The sequence below is a fragment of the Streptomyces sp. NBC_01267 genome, assembly GCF_036241575.1.
Taxonomy (GTDB): Bacteria; Actinomycetota; Actinomycetes; order Streptomycetales; family Streptomycetaceae; genus Streptomyces.
On the sequence record NZ_CP108455.1, the window covers coordinates 6,164,769 to 6,182,052 of the forward strand.

18 protein-coding genes are annotated in these 17,284 nt (G+C 68.8%); 12 read left to right on the forward strand and 6 right to left on the reverse strand.

All coding sequences use genetic code 11. The features are described from left to right. Positions 1–56 precede the first annotated feature (56 nt). Positions 57–2,981, reverse strand: a complete 2,925-nt coding sequence (locus OG709_RS28110; protein ID WP_329168023.1) for a LamG domain-containing protein — start codon at positions 2,979–2,981, stop codon at positions 57–59. Positions 2,982–3,269: 288 nt separating this feature from the next. Further along, the gene (locus OG709_RS28115) at positions 3,270–3,920 is read right to left on the reverse strand and encodes a TetR/AcrR family transcriptional regulator (RefSeq protein ID WP_329168025.1); all 651 of its coding nucleotides are present in this window, start codon (positions 3,918–3,920) and stop codon (positions 3,270–3,272) included. Between the two features lie 167 nt (positions 3,921–4,087). On the opposite strand from OG709_RS28115, the gene OG709_RS28120 reads away from it, so the two are divergent. From OG709_RS28120 to OG709_RS28140, 5 genes are all read left to right on the forward strand, one after another. Beyond that, complete coding sequence (locus tag OG709_RS28120) at positions 4,088–4,282, forward strand: ferredoxin (RefSeq protein ID WP_250304717.1); 195 nt, start codon at positions 4,088–4,090, stop codon at positions 4,280–4,282. 146 nt (positions 4,283–4,428) lie between these two features. Further along, on the forward strand, positions 4,429–5,637 hold the full coding sequence (locus OG709_RS28125) for a cytochrome P450 (protein ID WP_329168027.1): 1,209 nt from the start codon (positions 4,429–4,431) through the stop codon (positions 5,635–5,637). Beyond that, complete coding sequence (locus tag OG709_RS28130) at positions 5,634–6,137, forward strand: carboxymuconolactone decarboxylase family protein (protein ID WP_250304715.1); 504 nt, start codon at positions 5,634–5,636, stop codon at positions 6,135–6,137. Before OG709_RS28125 ends, OG709_RS28130 begins: the two co-directional genes overlap by 4 nt. Further along, positions 6,137–7,039, forward strand: a complete 903-nt coding sequence (locus tag OG709_RS28135) for an SDR family NAD(P)-dependent oxidoreductase (RefSeq protein ID WP_250304714.1) — start codon at positions 6,137–6,139, stop codon at positions 7,037–7,039. Before OG709_RS28130 ends, OG709_RS28135 begins: the two co-directional genes overlap by 1 nt. A 104-nt stretch (positions 7,040–7,143) precedes the next feature. Continuing rightward, positions 7,144–7,944 carry a serine protease gene (locus OG709_RS28140; RefSeq protein WP_329168030.1) on the forward strand — a complete coding sequence of 267 codons (801 nt, stop codon included), beginning with the start codon at positions 7,144–7,146 and terminating at the stop codon, positions 7,942–7,944. A gap of 195 nt (positions 7,945–8,139) precedes the next feature. On the opposite strand, the gene OG709_RS28145 is transcribed toward OG709_RS28140, so the two are convergent. Continuing rightward, positions 8,140–8,427, reverse strand: a complete 288-nt coding sequence (locus OG709_RS28145) for a hypothetical protein (RefSeq protein ID WP_323136661.1) — start codon at positions 8,425–8,427, stop codon at positions 8,140–8,142. Continuing rightward, complete coding sequence (locus OG709_RS28150; protein WP_329168031.1) at positions 8,424–8,783, reverse strand: hypothetical protein; 360 nt, start codon at positions 8,781–8,783, stop codon at positions 8,424–8,426. The genes OG709_RS28145 and OG709_RS28150 overlap by 4 nt, the downstream gene beginning before the upstream one ends. Positions 8,784–8,958: 175 nt before the next feature. Between OG709_RS28150 and OG709_RS28155 the strand changes: the two genes are divergently transcribed. The 4 genes from OG709_RS28155 to OG709_RS28170 all read left to right on the forward strand — a co-directional run bounded on the left by OG709_RS28155 (position 8,959) and on the right by OG709_RS28170 (position 10,548). Then, positions 8,959–9,801 (forward strand): helix-turn-helix domain-containing protein, encoded by an 843-nt coding sequence (locus tag OG709_RS28155; RefSeq protein ID WP_250304711.1) that lies wholly within the window; start codon positions 8,959–8,961, stop codon positions 9,799–9,801. Beyond that, complete coding sequence (locus OG709_RS28160; protein WP_266640358.1) at positions 9,783–9,995, forward strand: DUF397 domain-containing protein; 213 nt, start codon at positions 9,783–9,785, stop codon at positions 9,993–9,995. The genes OG709_RS28155 and OG709_RS28160 overlap by 19 nt, the downstream gene beginning before the upstream one ends. 39 nt (positions 9,996–10,034) lie before the next feature. Next, positions 10,035–10,244 (forward strand): DUF397 domain-containing protein, encoded by a 210-nt coding sequence (locus OG709_RS28165; protein ID WP_266640357.1) that lies wholly within the window; start codon positions 10,035–10,037, stop codon positions 10,242–10,244. A 94-nt stretch (positions 10,245–10,338) separates the two neighbouring features. Continuing rightward, on the forward strand, positions 10,339–10,548 hold the full coding sequence (locus tag OG709_RS28170; RefSeq protein ID WP_266640356.1) for a DUF397 domain-containing protein: 210 nt from the start codon (positions 10,339–10,341) through the stop codon (positions 10,546–10,548). Positions 10,549–10,629: 81 nt separating this feature from the next. On the opposite strand, the gene OG709_RS28175 is transcribed toward OG709_RS28170, so the two are convergent. Continuing rightward, entirely contained in the window at positions 10,630–11,622 is a 993-nt protein-coding gene (locus tag OG709_RS28175; protein ID WP_250304708.1) for a GlxA family transcriptional regulator, read from the reverse strand. Positions 11,623–11,782: 160 nt separating this feature from the next. Here OG709_RS28175 and OG709_RS28180 point away from each other — a divergent pair, with 160 nt between their 5' ends. The 3 genes from OG709_RS28180 (at position 11,783) to OG709_RS28190 (ending at position 14,838) form a co-directional block, all read left to right on the forward strand. Beyond that, the gene (locus tag OG709_RS28180) at positions 11,783–12,373 is read left to right on the forward strand and encodes a cysteine hydrolase family protein (protein ID WP_329168032.1); all 591 of its coding nucleotides are present in this window, start codon (positions 11,783–11,785) and stop codon (positions 12,371–12,373) included. A 253-nt stretch (positions 12,374–12,626) separates the two neighbouring features. Beyond that, a complete protein-coding gene (locus OG709_RS28185; protein ID WP_266640354.1) occupies positions 12,627–13,754 on the forward strand; it encodes a hypothetical protein in 1,128 nt (375 codons plus the stop codon). A gap of 160 nt (positions 13,755–13,914) precedes the next feature. Next, on the forward strand, positions 13,915–14,838 hold the full coding sequence (locus tag OG709_RS28190; protein ID WP_329168034.1) for an MBL fold metallo-hydrolase: 924 nt from the start codon (positions 13,915–13,917) through the stop codon (positions 14,836–14,838). 43 nt (positions 14,839–14,881) lie between these two features. Here the strand turns inward: OG709_RS28190 and OG709_RS28195 are convergent, their stop codons facing one another. After that, complete coding sequence (locus tag OG709_RS28195) at positions 14,882–17,119, reverse strand: LamG-like jellyroll fold domain-containing protein (RefSeq protein WP_401278001.1); 2,238 nt, start codon at positions 17,117–17,119, stop codon at positions 14,882–14,884. Positions 17,120–17,284 lie beyond the last annotated feature (165 nt).

Here is a 17,284-nt window from a genome sequence, read left to right on the forward strand (position 1 = left end):
GTTGCCGCCGGAAACCGGACGGAGTCTCTCGGTGCGGGGGGCCGTTGCCGGACGGCTCAGGTGAGCGACAGGCCTTCGGGACGGCTGGTGATCGTGTGGTTCCTGCCGTTGAGGACGACTCCGGAGAGCGTCGCGGTGATTCCCCGGGGCATCGTCGCGCTCCGCAGCTCGGCGGTGGCGTCCTCGGGGGCGTAGCCGAACAGGTCACTGATGACGGTTTGTGAGAAATTCCCGCTGGCCATGGAGTTGAACGTCTGCCATTGGTCGACCGGGGCGATGGCGGCGCGGTAGTCGGTCGTTGCGTCGGAGAGGGTCAGGGCGGAGCCGAATCCGGTGCGGCTGCCGCTCCAAGCCGCCCCTTCGATGTCGAACGCCCGGGAGGTGGCCGACTCGGTGGTCTTCGTGCCGTTGCCTTCGGCGAACGGCAGGCGCAGTACCAGGGAGCTGTCGTCGGCGCCGGTGGCGGGGGTGGCGGCCCGGTACTGGGCGTCGATCTCGGCGGCCGACAGCGCCCGCGCGTAGATACGGGCCTCGTCGACGCTGCCACTGAAACGGCGGGAGGAGTCGGCGGGGCAATTCCCCACAACCACCGGGGTGTTGGTGGAGGACGTGATGCCTCCGGTGGCCGACCGGGTGGCGTGGGCCGTTCCGTCGATGTAGATCCGGACCTGTTCGCCGTCGTAGACACCCGCGACGTGGTGCCACCCCGACGGGGGGACCGTGGTGGTGGTCAGCGTCTCGACGAAATGGCCGTCGAGGGCGAGGACGAACGAGATCGTGCCGTCGGCGCCGCCGCGGAGCGCGTAGCCCGCGTCCCGGCCGCCGTCCCAGGAGTCCTTGGCGATGATGCTGCCCTCCCAGGGGTTCTCCGGCCAGCTGGAGGGGTTGATCCATGCGGAGACCGTCACCGCTCCGGCGGGGTTCAGGGCGGGCCGGTCGGTGACCCGCACCCCCGCGTACTGGAGTAGCTCGTGGGACTGGCTGAAGGGACCGTTCCTGGTCACGCCCGCGCACCGTTCGAGCATCGACAGGAACGCCGGGTAATCGCCGAACCGGGCGAAGGTCTGGGCGGTGAGGGACGGCCAGGCGTCGTAGGCGCCGCTGGTGCCGTGGTCGGTACGGGCGACCGGCGCCTGGGAGTCGGAGAGGGACAGGGCGCGCATCCAGTCCCCGGCCAGCAGTTCGTCGGTGACGAAGCGCTTCATGTCGGTCTTCTGCTCCTCGGGCAGCGACGCGGCGAGCAGGTTTCCGGCGATGCAGAAGTCGAGGACGAAGCGTACGGCGACGGTGGTGCCGTCCTCGTGCCTGCAGTTCCAGACGCCCGTGCCGTCGACGTACAGCTTGAGGACCTCGGTGCGCAGGGCCTCGGCCCTGGCGGTGAGGTCCTCGGCGGTCGCCGCGTCGTCGGCACGGGCGAACAGGCCGGCGGCCTGCTGCATCATCCACACATTGCCCGCGTTGAACGACGCCACCTGGTGGACGTATTTCGGCAGGACCTCCATGAGGTTGTGGTTCTCGCCGTAGTCCGCCAGCGACTGTCCCTCCGGGACCAGGCGTTCCCAGTTGGTGGCGATGGACTTCAGATGCGCGAGGACGGTCCGGCCGGCGACCGTGGCCTTGAGGAAGGACGTATCGCCGCTGTAGTTCACGTAGTTGAGGACCGTCGTGAAGACACTGAGGTCGTTCGCGCTGTACCAGGGGCCGACGGTGTTGCCCGTGATCCATTCGACGGCGTACCCGACCAGGAGGTCCTTGGTGAGCCAGTGGCTGACCTTGTCCCTGAGCATTCGCGGATCGAGCAGTGCCAGGACGGCGGAGACGTACGAGGTGTCCCAGTAGTAGGTGGTCGTCACCGCGAACTCGGGCGCCGCCGTCACGTAGATGCGGTCGAGCCCCTGGAAGGTGCCGGGTCCGCCGGGCCTGCCGAGCACGGTGGAGAACTCGGGGCCGAGGTTGGTGCGCTCGCACGCCAGCACCGACAGGATGCTCATGTAGTACAGGCGGGCGACGGCGGAGTCCCCGGTCTTGGTCCGCAGGACGGGCAGCGAGCCCGAGTAGTGATCGTTCCCGGGTGTGAAGGCGTCGTACCAGCGCTTCTTCCAGCTCTCGGCGGCCGTGTCGAAGGCCGCTCGGAAGGCGCGCAGCGTGGTGGTGCAGGCGTCCACCACGCCGTTGGCCTCGTCGGCGTCCTTCAACGGGAGCCCTGTCGAGGTCTGGCCCACCGCCATGACGATGCTGATCGTCACCGACTTCCCGGCGGTGACCGACCACTGGGCGCGTCCGCCGCCCGATGCGGTGGTGAGTGCGGGTGCCGGGGCGAACGCGAATGCGGTTACGGCCGAAGAGGCGCTGTCGGAGATCAGCAGGGTCGAACCGGAGATCTTGCGTGCGGTGAAGGTGTGGTCGTCGCCGGGCCGTGGCGTGTCCCACTCCCAATGGGCCGGAAGGGCCCCGTTGGCGATGCGCGGACCCGCTTCGACCGACACCGTGACCGGCGCCGCGGTGGGGTTGGAGACGGTGATGTGCAGCAGCAACTCGTTGCGCTCGAAGGCGAGTCGGGTCGCGGTCCGGACGGTCACCCCCGAGTCGGTGGTCGCCCTGCGCATGATCTCGTAGGCCGACCAGCGCGACTCACCGGCCGTGACCGGGACACCGTCCACGCTCAGTACGCAGGATTCGCCACCGTCGTCCAGATAGGGCGGAAGAGTGAAGTAACTGATTCCCAGCACATTGGGGGAGGTGCCCACGGCTCCCCAGAAGTTGCTGACCGCGGGGCAGTGCCGTACTTCCCGTGCCGACAGCCAGTCGCCGGCCAGCGAGTCGAGCTCCGGCGGCCGGCCGGGCGCCGCCGAACTCCCGCCGGGCAGCGGGGGATTCCCGGTCTTCGGAGCAGGCGTGTGCGCGTGTGCCGTGCCCGCCGTGACGGCGGCGATCCCGGCAGCCGCCGAGGCGGCGAGGACGGTACGTCGGGTGGTACTCATGCCTGTGCGACTCCTTTGACGGAGGATGACGAATGACGGGGGATGACGAACCGGTCTTGCGTCTGTTCCACGTCCGCATGTCGAGGACCACCGCCGTCACCGGGCGGTACCCCCCGCGTGTTGGGAATTGTGACAACGTTGTCGAACGTGTCGCATTCTGGTGCCACTTGGTGAAGGCGTCAATAGGTTGCCGCCGAGGTTCAACTCGGCCGCCGTCTCGTGGTGTTCAGCCGCCGTAGGTCCTTTTCGCACCCGCCCTTGTTCAGCCGCGACGGCCTTCCCCGGCCCTCACTTCGCCCCGTCGACCGTGGACAGCGAGCGCGTGAGTTCCTCGACGAAGCTGTGTACGTCGCCGAGCTCCCAGACCTGGCCCCCGGTCCGGTCCAGCAGCAGGCGCCCGTGCACCGAGGACCAGACCGACATGGCAGCCGCTTCCGGCGTCTGCGTCAGCCGCATCCCCGTCTCGGCGAGCCGCGCCACCGCGCTGCGCCAGCGTGCCGCGACCCGTGCGGTCTCCTGTTCGTGCAGCGCCCGGTCGGTGAACATCACGCGGAAGCTCGACGGCTTGCGCTGGGCGAAGTCGCAGTACGCATGGGCGAGCTCCGCGAGGCGTCGTCCGGCCGGTTGGCCGGCCGAGGCCACTTCGGCCCGGTCCATCTCGTCCAGCAGCTGCTCGAAGAGGCACTTCAGCGCGGCCTCCGAGAGGGCCTCCTTGTCGGCGAAGTGCCGGTAGATGGCCGGGGCGGTGATGCCCGCTTCCCGTGCCACCTCCCGGAGCGACAGGGGCATCGGCCGCATGCGCTCGTCGTCGGCGATCAGCCGGAGCATGGCCTCCAGGATCTCGGTACGGAGCCGGTCGCCCTCGCCGCGGGCGTTGCGGGGTCTGCGTTCGGCCGGTGCCGGAGCGTGCGGTGCGGGTGGGTCTGGGCTTTCGGGCATGCCTCAAGCCTTGCACAGGGGGCACGGTCGGCCGGGGTACGCGCCAACTCCTAGGAACGGGGCCTGTCTTGTCTGGCCAACTCAGCTAAACGCATGTAAATATACGAGCGTTAACTTAATGTCGCGCGGCGGCCGACCGCCGCACGCCGCCCGGACAGGAGCCCCCCATGCGCATCACGATCGACGAAGAGAAGTGCTGCGGAGCAGGTCAGTGCGTGCTGGTCGCCCCCGAAGTCTTCGACCAGCGTGACGAGGACGGCGTCGTGATCCTGCTCGACGCCGAACCGCCGGCCGAGCAGCACGCGGCCACCCGCGAGGCAGCGGCCGTCTGTCCGGCAGCCGCCATCGAGGTCCACGCCTGACGCAGCCGCCCGGATGCGTCGTCGGCGGACCGCACGCTTCGGGGCCCCCGCCGGTCCCTCGCGACCTCCCGCGGAGCGGGAGTGCGACGCGCGAGCACCGCCTCGGCAGGCACAGCAACCCGCCCCCACAGGGAGACTTCATGAGCATGGAAAGTCCATCGCCCGAGGTGCCCGCCTTCCCCTTGCAGCGCGGCTGCCCGTTCGCCCCGCCCGAGACCGCCAGTGCGTTCCGCGAGAGCGGCACACCGCGCCGGGTGACCATCTGGGACGGCAGCGAGCCGTGGCTGATCACCAGGCACGACCAGATCCAGCAAGTGCTGGGCGCTCGTGGGGCGTTCGGTGCGGACGTCACCGACCCCGGCTTCCCCAACACCTCCAGCGCTCAGCCCACCGTCGAGGGCGAGATCTTCTTCCGCAAGGACGGCGACGAACACCTGCCGATCCGCCGCATCCTCAACGCCGACTTCACCGTGAAGCGCGCCGAGGCACTGCGCCCGCGCATCGCCGAGCTGACCGAGCAGCTCCTCGACGAGCTGGAGGCGAAGGGCGAACCGGTCGACCTCATCGAGGATTTCGCCCTCGCGGTGCCGACCGTCGTCATCTGCGAGGTCCTCGGCGTTCCCTACGGTGAGCGGCATGCCGTACACGAGTCCTCGAAGAAGCTCGTGCAGTTGAGCCTGCCCATGGAGGAGAAGCTCGCGGCCCACCAGTCGCTGCACGAGAACCTCGCCCGGAACATGGAGCACAAGCGGACCTCCCCGGACAGCGGACTGCTCTCGCTTCTCGTCAACACCCACGTCGACGAAAGGGGCGACCTCACCTTCGAGCAGGCCGTCCGGCTCGGCACCCTGGTGATCGGCGCCGGTCACGAGACCACCGCGAACATGATCGGCCTGGGCATCCTCGCCTTCCTCCGCGAGCCCGGACAACGCGCCGTCCTGATGTCGGACCCGGCGAAGTACGCGAGCGGCGCGACCGAGGAGATGATGCGCTACTGGAGCATGGTCCAGACCGAGCCCCGCCGCGTGTGTCTGGAGGACACCGAGGTCGGCGGTGTCCTGATCAGGGCCGGTGAGGGCATCATCTGCAACCTGCCGGCCGCCAACCGGGACCCCGAGGTCTTCGCCGAGCCGGAGAAGCTCGACATCACCCGTACCGACCGGCGGCACATGGGGTTCGGATTCGGTGTCCACCAGTGCCTGGGCCAGAACCTCTCCCGGGTGGAGATGCAAGAGGCGTGGCCGCGCCTCTTCCGGCGCCTGCCCGGCCTCCGGCTCGCCGTCGACGTGAGCGAACTGCACTTCCACGACGACGCACTCACGTACGGCCTCGAACGCCTGCCGGTGACGTGGTGACCCGCGAGGGCACAGGGACGGCCGGCCCCGGCGACGGGAACACCCCCGACCCGCCGGCAGACCTCGCCGAGCGCGGCCGGGCGGTGATGGCCGAGGTCATGTGCGCCGAAGTGCCCGACTCCGTGGGCGAGCCGGGCTCGCTCGGGGACCTGGCCGCCAGACACATCTTCGGCGATCTCTGGGACCGGCCGGGCCTGTCCCGGCGCGAGCGCCGCATCGTCACCCTGACCCTGCTGGCCGCGCTCGGTCAGGGCGGTCCGCACGCATCGCTGCACATCAAGGCGGCACTCGCCAGCGGTGACCTCACCGAGGCCGAACTGCACGAGATGAGCGTGCAGATGGCGTACTACGCGGGCTGGCCCCTGGCCACTTCCTTCGGCTGGGCCGTCGACGAGGCCACCGGGCGGTCCGGCACCTCCGACGCGGTGCGAGACCTGGCAACCGGCCCGGCCGGGCGCGCTACGGCCGGCCCTGACGGACAGACCGAGGACGGCCGTTGATGACCCCACGCCTGTACGACAGGACCGCCGTGGTGGTCGGTGGCGGCCAGACCCCCGGCCTTACCACCGGGAACGGCCGCGCGGTCGCCCTGGCCTTCGCCCGCGAAGGGGCCCGCGTCCTGGTCGTCGACCGGGATCTCGAATCGGCCGAGGAGACGGCCGCGTTGGTGCGTAAGGCCGGTGGCAGTGCTGTTGCGCACCGGGCGGACATCACCGTCGAGGAGGACTGCGCCGCCATCCTCACCGCAGCCCTCGACAGCCTCGGGCACGTCGACATCCTGCACAACAACGTCGGCGTCGTGCCGTTCGGCCGGACCGAGATCCTGCCGGTCGAGGAGTGGCGCCGCGGCTTCGAGGTCAACCTCACCGGCATGTGGCTCACCTGCAAACACGTCCTGCCTCACATGCGGGAGCGGGGGAGCGGGGCCGTCGTCAACATCTCCTCCATGGCCGGGCTGCTCGCCGGTGGGGACGCCATTGCCTACAGCACGTCCAAGGCCGCGGTGCACTCCATGACCCGCAGCCTGGCCCTCGAATACGCACCGCACGGCGTGCGCGTCAATGCCGTCGCCCCCGGCATGATGGACACCCCCATGGGAGTCGACGCCGTCGCCCGTGCCAGCGGCGTGGACCGGGCGGACGTGGCGGCCGGACGGGCGGCCATGGTCCCCATGGGCCACCAGGGAACCAGCGAGGACGTCGCCAACGCGGCTCTGTTCCTCGCGTCGGACGAGTCCGCGTTCATCACCCGGCGCCGTGCTGCCGGTGGACGGCGGGTTCATCCTCAGGGCGGGAACCCACTAGGACCTGTCCGGCCGGTCTTGTCGGACCGGCCCGGGGCACCCCGGGACCGGCAGGACCGGCCCAGCGCGCCGATCAGGACCTTCCGCGTAGTCCTGTAGTCCTCATTCGAGTGACAGAACTGTGCTTCGTGAGTTGGGAGTTGGTGGAGGGCTGTAGAACAGCCCTCCACGGCGGCTGAGTGCGGATGGTCCCGGGAGGGCCCGTGAAATGGTTCAGGAAGCTCGCGGTAGTCATGTCGGCCGCCGCGCTGGCGGCGGTCGGTCCGAGTATCGCGCCGGCGCAGGCAATCGTCGGAGGCGCCGACGTCCGGCGTGGCGAGTTCCCGCACATGGCGGGCCTGGTGGACAAGGGTTCCGGTCAGGTCTTCTGCGGGGGCTCGCTGATCAGCGACCAGTACGTGCTGACATCCGCGAGCTGCCTGCGGGGCAGGACACCGGCCACCACCGCTGTCCTCCTCGGCGATGTCGATACCGCGACCGGTACCGACACCCCCTACGCGCGTCTCTATCCGTCCGGGCGATGGACCGTCAACCCCGCCTTCGATGCCGCCACCGACCGTAACGACATCGCCCTCATCCAACTCGGCAGCAAGGCGGAGCTGAATCAGGGGGTGAGCCCCGTGCTGCTCGATACGAGCGGTCCCTCCGACCATGTGGGGCAGACCGCGGAGGCTGTGGGCTGGGGCACTCGCATCTTCGGCGGACCGCAGCCGACCAAGGTGCAGAAGGCCGCCCTGCGCGTCATCTCCGTGCAGCAGTGCAGGAATACGTACGGCGACAAGCTGGACGCCTCAAGCCAGATGTGCACCTTCGCAGCCAGAGCGGGCACCTGTCAGTACGACACCGGTGGCCCCCTGGTGATCCATCTCAACGGCAGGCTGCACCTCGTCGGGCTCATTTCCTACGGGCAGGGCTGCGCCGGCGGTTATCCCGACGTGTACACCCGCGTTGCCGCATACAGGCATTGGATCGAGCAGATCGTCGGCTCGCTCCCCGCCGGCTGAGGGCTGTCCCGGGCCCGCGCCGGTCAGGCGCGGGCCCGGGACGTTCAGTTCGGCCGGGCCCTCGTCGCGGTCAGGGGTAGACCCTGCCGCTGCACGGGTCCAGGCCTGCCTTGCTGAGGCAGACCTGGTACCAGGTCGCGCTCTTGCCGAAGTAGGCGTTCCCTCAGGCGCTGTTGTGGCTGCTCCGGCCCGGTGTCACAGTCCTATGCGGGTGTGGCTGCGGGCGTTGGTCAACGCAACGCGGGCGCTGAGCAGTTCGGCGGGGCTCAGCGTCCTGACCCGGTCCGGATCGGCATCCCATTCCCGGCCGCCGCCGAGCGGACGCAGCTGGAGGTACGGGCCCACCCGGCCCATGACGACGCCGACACGGCCGCGAACCGGGTCGTGGACGGTGTCGCCCACCGCCGGGGCCACCGCCGGGCCCACTGCCGGGGCCGGGCGGGGCGTGTCCGGCCCCGGCCCCGGTCCGGGGCAGTTCGTCACCGACCGGTTCCCTTCACGACGACGGCGGCGAGCGCCAGCGCGACGGGTGCGGAGCAGACCCCCAGGTGTACGAGGGCGTACCGGGCCTCCCTTCTGTGCTCGGCCTCGCGCTCCTCGTCGTGCGGGGCGGCTGCTCCGTGCCCGTGGACGACGTCGTTCCAGGGGGTACGCACGTCCATGGCGGGGAGCTGGATGCCGGCCTGGCTGAGGGCGGCGGCGAGTGTGTCGCGGGCATCGAGTGCCTCCTTGGTCCTGTCCGTCTCCTCCCGCCATTCGACCGGCGGTACGGGAACGTCGGCGGCGCGGGTGAGGCTGCCCTGCGGTGTCCTGCGGGGGAGGGGCGGCCTGGGCGTCATGGTGACTTCCTTCGGTTGGTCGTAGCGCGGATCCGCTGCCCCGGCCACGGGTCGTGAACTACCGTGCGTGAGGGGCTCATTACGAGAATGGCCTGGTCGGGGGCGCGGCTCACCGACGGCTGGGGCTGTTGCCCCGGCGGGAGAATCAAGTTCCACACGTTCCACGGAGGGTGCGATGCCGACGAGGCGGACGGTCACAGGCCGCAGCAGGGAACCGCGTGCGCGGTTCGCGGAGGAGCTGCGGGTGCTGCGTACCGGGCGCGGCCAGAGTCTGCGGCAGCTGGGCGACCGGCTGGGCTGGGACTGGTCGTTGTTCGGAAAGATGGAGAAGGGCGAGACGGTCGGCGGCCCGGAGGTGGTCGAGGCGCTGGACCAGCACTACGGCACGCCGGGGCTGCTGCTGGCGTTGTGGGAGCTGGCGGTGAGCGACCAGACGCAGTTCCGGGAACGGTACCGGCGGTTCATGACGCTGGAGTCGGAAGCTACGAGCTTGTGGCACTTCGCGGTGAGCGTGTTGCCGGGGTTGTTGCAGACGCCCGACTATGCGCGGGAGCTTCTGGCAGCGGGTGGCATCAAAGGCGAGGCTCTGGACCAACAGGTCGAAGCCCGGATGGGGCGACGGGAACTGCTGGCGGGTGAAGATCCACCGCAGTTTCGGACGATCCTGTCGGAAGCAGTGCTACGGACACCGTTGCGGGACCGGGGGCGTTGGAGGGAGCAGCTGGAGTACCTGCTGGAGGCGGGGCAGCGGGATGAGCTGACCGTTCAGGTGGCTCCGTTCAGCGTCGGGTTGCACGGCCTGACCAATGCTGACGTGATGTTTCTTCGTTTGTCCGATGGGCGTACCGTGGCCTATGCCGAGAACGGATACCGAGGTGAACTCATCGAGGAAACTGTGGCAGTTGATCGGCTGCAACGTGCGTACGATTCGGTGCGTGACCTGGCGCTCCCACCGGCCGAGTCGCGAAAGTTCATTCTGCGCATTCTGGAGGAAGTACCGTGCGATCACTCGACCTGACCGCAGCGAATTGGCGCAAGAGCAGCTACAGCAACCAGGACGGCGGCCAGTGCCTGGAGGTTGCTGACGGCTTCGCCGCTGTGGTTCCCGTGCGTGACAGTAAGAACCCGCATGGCCCCGCGCTTGCGTTTGCGACAGACGACTGGGTGTCGTTTGTCTCCGCCGTGAAGGATGGCGCGCTGGGCGCCTGCTGAGTCGCGGGAGTTCGTCTTGAGCCTGTTGGAGGAAGTTCCGTGCGATCCATCGATCTGAGCGCTGCCGCTTGGCGTAAGAGCAGCTACAGCAACTCTGATGGCGGTCAGTGCGTTGAGGTCTGTGACGGCTTCATGGAGGTCGTCCCCGTGCGTGACAGCAAGAGCCCGAACGGCCCGGTGCTCACGTTCGCGCCAGACGACTGGGTGTCGTTCGTCTCCGCCGTGAAGGGCGGCAACCTGCCCGCCTGATGTGCCAGCTGCACGACACTGCCCCAGCTGGCAGGCCAGCGGGGGCAGTTGCCGAGTCGTGAAGGTTCATCTTGCACATTCTGGAGGAAGTGACGTGCGATCCATCGACCTGAGCACCGCGTTCTGGCGCAAGAGCAGTTACAGCAACCAGGACGGTGGCGCGTGCATCGAGGTGTCCGACGACTTCGCCGCCGTCGTCCCGGTGCGTGACAGCAAGAACCCGAAGGGACCTGCGCTCGCGTTCGCGGCTGACGGCTGGACGTCGTTCGTCTCCGCCGTGAAGGATGGCGCGCTGGGCGCCTGAGACGTCGACCGTACGAGGCTGCCCCCGCTGACCAGGCAGGTCAGCGGGGGCAGTTGGCGTATCCGCCCCCTCCGACACTTCTCAGCCGGAGTTGGTCCGGAAACGGAGCCGGTACTCCGTAGGCGTCGTGTCCAGCCGTCGGCGGAACGCCCGGATGAGGGTGTCGATCGTGCCGAACCCGCAGGCCGTAACGATGCGTTCGAGGGTGACATCGGTCGATTCGAGTTGGTGGCGCGCCAATTCGACGCGCACCGACTCGATGTACGCACTCGGGGGCATGCCGAGTTCGGACTTGAAGATCCGGGTGAGCTGGCGCTCGCTGACGTGGGCGTACGCGGCGAGGTCTGCGACGGTGAGCTGTTCGCCGATGTTGCGCATGATGTGGTGGCGGAGGTCCTCTATGCGCCGGGTCGTGGAAACGGGCTCCAGGGGAACGCTGAACTGGCTCTGCCCACTCGGTCTCTTCAGGTACATCACGAGCTGCCGGGCGACGCGCAGCGCGACGGTCTCGCCGAAGTCGTCGGCGACGAGGGCGAGGGACAGGTCGAGGCAGGCGCTGATCCCCGCGCCGGTCCAGACGTCGCCCGAGCGGATGAAGATGGGGTCGGCGTCCACCTCGACCAACGGGTGTTCGGCGGCGAGCTGTTGCGCGGTCGACCAGTGGGTGGTGGCGCGTTTGCCGTCGAGCAGCCCGGCGGCGGCGAGGATGTGGGCGCCGACGCAGACGGACGTGACCCTTCGTGTCCTGGCTGCGAGTGTCCTGACCCGGCTGACCACGGTCGGGTCGGTGAGGGCGTGGACGCGGCCCTGGCTGTCGGTCTCGACCGAGCCAGGCACCAGGAGCGTGTCGATGCTCTTCGTGGACGCCTCGTCGAAGGTGATGTCGGGGAGGATGCGCACGCCCGCCGAGGTGGTGACGGGGTCCATGGTCTCGGCGGCGAGGACGACGTGGTAGCCGGTCGTACCGTCCGTCTCGCGTCCCAGGAGGGCGAACACTTCCGGGGGCCCGGTGACGTCGAGCAGGTCGACGCCCTCGAAGAGAACGATCACGATGAGTCGTTCGACCGTGCTCATGAGGTCTCCGCCCGTCGGTAGAAGCGATGTCCGGATCTGCATGTTAGACGTCATTGCCGACACTCACCGCCGGCCGTAGCGTCGTGGACGTAGCTCACCGCACGGGTGAGTCTGCGACATCCCGCATGAATCCGGCACGAAACCTGAGGCGGTAACTCCCATGGCTACGACGACTCTGCGCGAACTCAACGGGTTCGACGAGACGCCTGCGTCGCTCGCCGATGCGACCCTGATCCTGGTCGACTACCAGAACACCTACGTCGACGGTGTGATGGAGCTGGAGGGCTGGCAGGCCGCACTCGACTCCGCAGCCGCGCTGCTGGTACGGGCCCGGACCGCCGGCGCGACGGTCATCCACGTCATCAACGACGGCGGCGAGGGCACCCCGTACGACATCCGGGCGGAGATCGGCCAGATCCACCCGAGCGTCGCCCCGATCGAGGGCGAGGCCGTCGTCGTCAAGAAGGCCCCGAACGCCTTCGTCGACACCGACCTGGGCGGGCACGTCGACGCCGCCGGTCACAAGGACGTCATCGTCGTGGGGTTCATGACGCACATGTGCGTGACGTTCACCGTGGAGGGCGCGTTCCTGCGGGGAAACCGGCCCACCGTGGTGGCCGACGCCTGCGCGACGCGGCCTCTGAAGTCGGCGGGCACCGAGCTGGCCGCCTGCCAGATCCATCACAGCGCGCTCGCGACGATCGCCGATCTCTACGGGGTCGTCGTCGAGTCCGAGAAGTCTCTGGCCTGAGCGCCGAGGCCGGGGCACCTGGTTGCTGAGCGCGGTCTCTGCCGGTCTGTCAGTTCCCACGCTGAAGGATTCTCGCAGGAGCCGCGCTCGGCCAAGTCCTGGTGATTCAGGGCGAGATCGCCCGCCAATTCCACACCCTCAACCCCACACCCCCCACCCCCCCACTAAGGAATGACCCCATGCACCACGCCGTTCATTTCCCCCACGCCATGACCGCACGCACGCCTTTCGAACCTGTACGGAGAGACAGATCATGGCCACGCGCAGAGTATTTCTCAGCAGCGCTTCCGCAGTCGGCGCCGCAACCCTTTTCTCCGCCACACCCTCGGCCGCCGCCGTTCCGGCTGCCGCGACCGTGGCGGACGCGGAGAGACAGGCACGCGACGCGATGCTGGCGGTCAACGCCGGAATGCGATCGAACTATGCCGTGCTCAAATCCGACCTGATCGCGTACCTGAGTCCCGTCGTCGTCGTTCAGAACGACGCCAAGGGCGGCAAGTTCACCCTCGTTCACAACGGCACGCAGGAATCGGTGAATCCGGTCTCCGAGGTCTTCGAGCTGGCGAAGTCGATCAGCCATGTGCCGCTGGGAATCTTCTCGACCGTCGCGCCGTACCTGAGCGACAAGGTTCCCAACCTTCCCCATGCCGACCGCATCGACCCGCACGACCTGAAGATGGTCGCGTTCAAGGGGACCGGTACCACGGGCTGGATCGCCCCGCTCCAGGACTTCGCCGCCACCCTCACCACCGCCCGTCGGCAGCTCGACCAGGCGAACCTCCCGCAGGAATTGGTGACGTCGTGCAGCGAACTGCTCGATGCGGCAATTGAGTTCATCAATGCTTCAGTGGCGGGCAAGTCACTGGACATGAAGTCGTTCGAGGACTTCTCCGGCCGTGTGTACGGCAATATCCGCACCAATATGAAGCATGCGGCCGACGCGCAGATCGCCGGTGTGCAGGACGTCATGAAGAAATGGCGGGCCAAGATCGGTGAAGAGGGCTGGCAGGACCTGTACACCGTCGTGCTGTCGCAGTGGACGACGTCCGTCCTGAATCAGAATTCGATCATCATCAAGCCGTGCATGAATCCGGCCAAGGTCGATACCCACCTGATCGACCTGGCGACCGTCGAGACGCCCAAGGACCCGATCTTCGTCGCTCTGGACAATCTCGCCCGGATCGTGCAGGACAACATCGCGGCCGAGATGGTCTTCCCGGTGGACCAGGAGATAGCCGACGCGCTCAAGGGCAAGCAGGACCTGCTGTCCGACGAGATCCTGGACCAGCTCGGCGCGGTGGCCGCCGGGGCGCGAACTGCCTCTGCCACGACCGCCGGTGACGCCTGCCCGTTCCGGAAGAGGACGGCAGCGCAGGTGTGACGCGTGGCTTCCTTCGGCCGGGGGCGGTGCGGATCGCCGCCCCCGGTCGAAGGAGGCCGTCCCCGGGCGAGGGAGCCGTTCGTTCCGTCCCGTACGCCTCGGGGGCCGACCTGCCCTCGGGGCGGCCCCACTCCCCCCAACGAGAGAGCTGGTACTCCCCATGAACCGTTCGACGTTCCGCCACGCCGCATCGGCGACCGTCGCAGCCGTCGCGAGCGTGACCCTCCTCGCCGCCTGTGGCGGCAGGAGCACCGCCGACGCCGCATCGGCCGCATCGAGCCCTGGGCCCTCGTCCGCCGGCACCGGCGCGTTCACCGTGACGCACATCGGCGGCCCGACCACGATCCTGGAGGTCGCCGGTACCCGCCTGCTGCTCGACCCGACCTTCGACGCACCCAAGAAGTACAAGAGCGGCCTGCAGAAGACGCACGCCCCCGCGCTCGGCACCGACAGGATCGGCAGGATCGACGCCGTACTGCTCTCGCACGACCAGCACGACGACAACCTCGACGACACGGGCCGTGAACTGCTCAAGCACGTGCCGGTCGTGTTCTCCACGCCCGGTGCGCAGCAGCGCCTCGGCGATCACGTCACGGGCATGAAGAGCTGGTCCGCCAAGGAGCTGAAGACCGCCCACGGCACCGTCAAGATCACCGCCGTTCCTGCCCTGCACGGTCCCGACGGGGTGGACCGCGGCAAGGACGGCGAGGTCACCGGCTTCGTGCTGAGCGGCAAGGGTGTCCCCGTCACCTACATCTCCGGGGACAACGCCTCGGTCGAGGTCGCCGAGCAGGTCGGCGACCGCATCAAGAAGGAGATCGGCCCCATCGACACGGCGGTCCTCTTCGCCGGTGCCGCCCGTACCCCAGCGATCCTGCACAACGCCCCGCTGACCCTCACCTCCAGGAACGCGGCCCTGGTGGCGAAGGACCTCGATCCCCGCAGGGTGGTTCCGGTGCACACCGACAGCTGGAACATCTACTCCGAGGACCTGAACTCCCTCGTGGAGGCGTTCCAGGACCAGGGCATCGCAGGGAAGCTCGTCGATCTGAAGCCGGACGGCACCAGGAAGACCCTGGCGTAGGGGCAGCTGCCGTCCGGGACCGTGGCGGTCGGTGCCTGCGCGGCTACGTGGCACTCGCCAGCTTGTAGTGGGCGGCGACCTGCGCGCTGGTGAGCACCCGCGCGTAGACGGCGGTCTCGTCCAGCTGGCCGTTGAAGAAGTCGCTGGTCGGCCTGGAGGGCCAGCCGGTCAGGGTGTCGCCGCCCACCCGCCAGAAGCCGCTGTAGTCCTGGTTGGTGGTGATCTTGTTGGACGTCAGGAGGTGCCCGTCCACGTAGAGCGTCATGCCGGACGAGCCCTGCGCCGCGACGACCTGGTGCCACTTGCCGTCGTTGTAGGTCTTCGGGCTGACCAGGGTCTTGAGCGTGCCGCTGCGGACACCGAAGACGAGCTTGCCCGCGTTCGTCATGTACACGTGCTTGTCGTACTGCTTGCTGGTGCTCAGGGTGTTGTCACCGAAGCCGATCAGCTTGCCGCCCTTGGTGCTGGTGGTCTTGAACCAGGTCTCCAGGCTGAACGTGGTCGGGTGGGCGTACCGGTGGTCGCTGTACACCAGTTGGTTGCTGCCGTTGAAGCCGATCCCGGTGGACGGGCCCTTCACGGCGGAGGGCGTCTTGCGCAGCGAGGGGCCGTTCACCATGACGCCCGAGCTGTTGGAGCTCGACGTGTCCGCCGCGAACGGGGCGGTGCGGTCGTCGTAGCGCCAGTACAGCTTGGCACCGTCGGACAGTACGGCGGCCGGGTAGTGCTCGGTGGCAGAGGGCACGGTGACGCTCGCGGTCGCGGACAGGGCGCTGGTGTTCCCCGCGGCGTCGGCGGCGGTGACCCGGTACGTGTACGTCTTGCCGGTGGCGACAGACGTGTCGGTGAAGCCGACCTGGGGGCGCGACCACTCCAGCGAGTCGGCCTGCACGGTCTTCAGCGGGGTGCTGGAGCCGTTGCGGTACACCTTGTACGTCAGCTTCGAGTCGTCCGTGTCGAAGGAGGCCCGCCAACGGACCTGTACCCCACCCGGCTTGAGGGCGGCGGCCGAGACGACCGGCACGGTCGGCGCGCCCTTGTCGCCGGTGGAGGCGAAGCGGGTCAGGCCCTGGGCCGGGGAGCCGTTGACGGTGGTGAACTCGCCGCCCGACCACAGGTACGAGGTGGCACCCGAGGTGGCGATGGTCAGCGCGCGGGGGCCGATGCCCTCACCGATGCCGTCGTTGGTGTCGGGGAGCCAGCCGAGCTTGCCGGTACCCGTGGTGGGCTCCGCCAGGAAGTGGCGGCGCCTGCCGTTGGGGAACTCGCCGACACCGGAGCAGTCGTGCGCGTGCGAGGCGCTGTAGAGCACGCCCTTGTAGGACTTCACGGCCTGAGTGGCGCCCAGGCAGGTGTCACGCCAACGCTGGGCGAAATTGCTGGTGTTGAGAGCGATGCGGCCGTCGAACACCCCGGAGCCGGTGCCCTCGTTGCCCGTGTAGATCCCGGTGGCATCGGTGTCGATGGTCTTGACCACCGAGTTCTTCTCGATGAAGCCGGGGTACGACTTGGTCACCGCGCCCGACTTCGCGTCCACCACGGCGAGGGCGTGCGAGTCGGTCCCGTTGACGGTGAAGAAGTCACCGCCGAGCACGGCCTTCTTGCCGTCCGGGGTGAGCGCGACGGCCCGGCCCGGCGCGTCCGCGTCGGCCTTGAAGGGCAGCACCGAACCGTCGGAGGTCTTGACCGCGGCGTAGCGCTGGTGCTTCTTGCCGTCGACGGTGCTGAAGTCGCCGCCCGCGTACACGGTGTCGTTCGTCACCGCCAGCGCCCGGACGGTGGCGGGGAAGCTCGCCCGGAACGAGGCCCGGGGCTTGCAGGTGGCGATGTCGATCGCGGCCAGCGACGACACCTGGGTGCCGTTCACCGCGCCGAAGTAGCCGCCCGCGTACAGGGTCTTCTTGTCCGGTGACACGGCGAGGGCCCGCACGGTGGCGGTGCCGGTCTTGACCGTGAAGGACAGGACGCACTTGGTGGGCGCGCCGGTGGCGGCGTCGAACGCGGCGAAGTTGACCGCGGGCCGCGAGGCGCCCGTGGTGCCCTGCGGCGGCCGGAGCGCGGAGAAGGTGCCGCCCGCGAAGACCACACCGTCGCTCTGGGCGAGCGCCCAGACGATGCCGTTGGTCTGCCAGGTCGGCAGGTTGTCCGCGGTGAACGCCACGGGGGGCGTGATCGCCGAGGCCTCGGGCGCCGAGGCGACCACGCCGAGTCCGGTCGTGGCGATGGTCAGGGCGAGGGCGCCTGCCAACCCTCGCGATCTGTGCAGCAAGCCCGTGTGCATCGAGCCCGTGTGCCTGAACCCCGTGCGCATGAAACCCCCAGGGAGAGAAGAGCGGAACGCCGGGAAGCCCTCGACGCGGACGGTCCGGTCCCGGAGTCCGCGGACGGGCTGTCCGGGAGAGGAGGAATCCCGCACCTTGACGAGGTTAGAACGGATTAATCACTC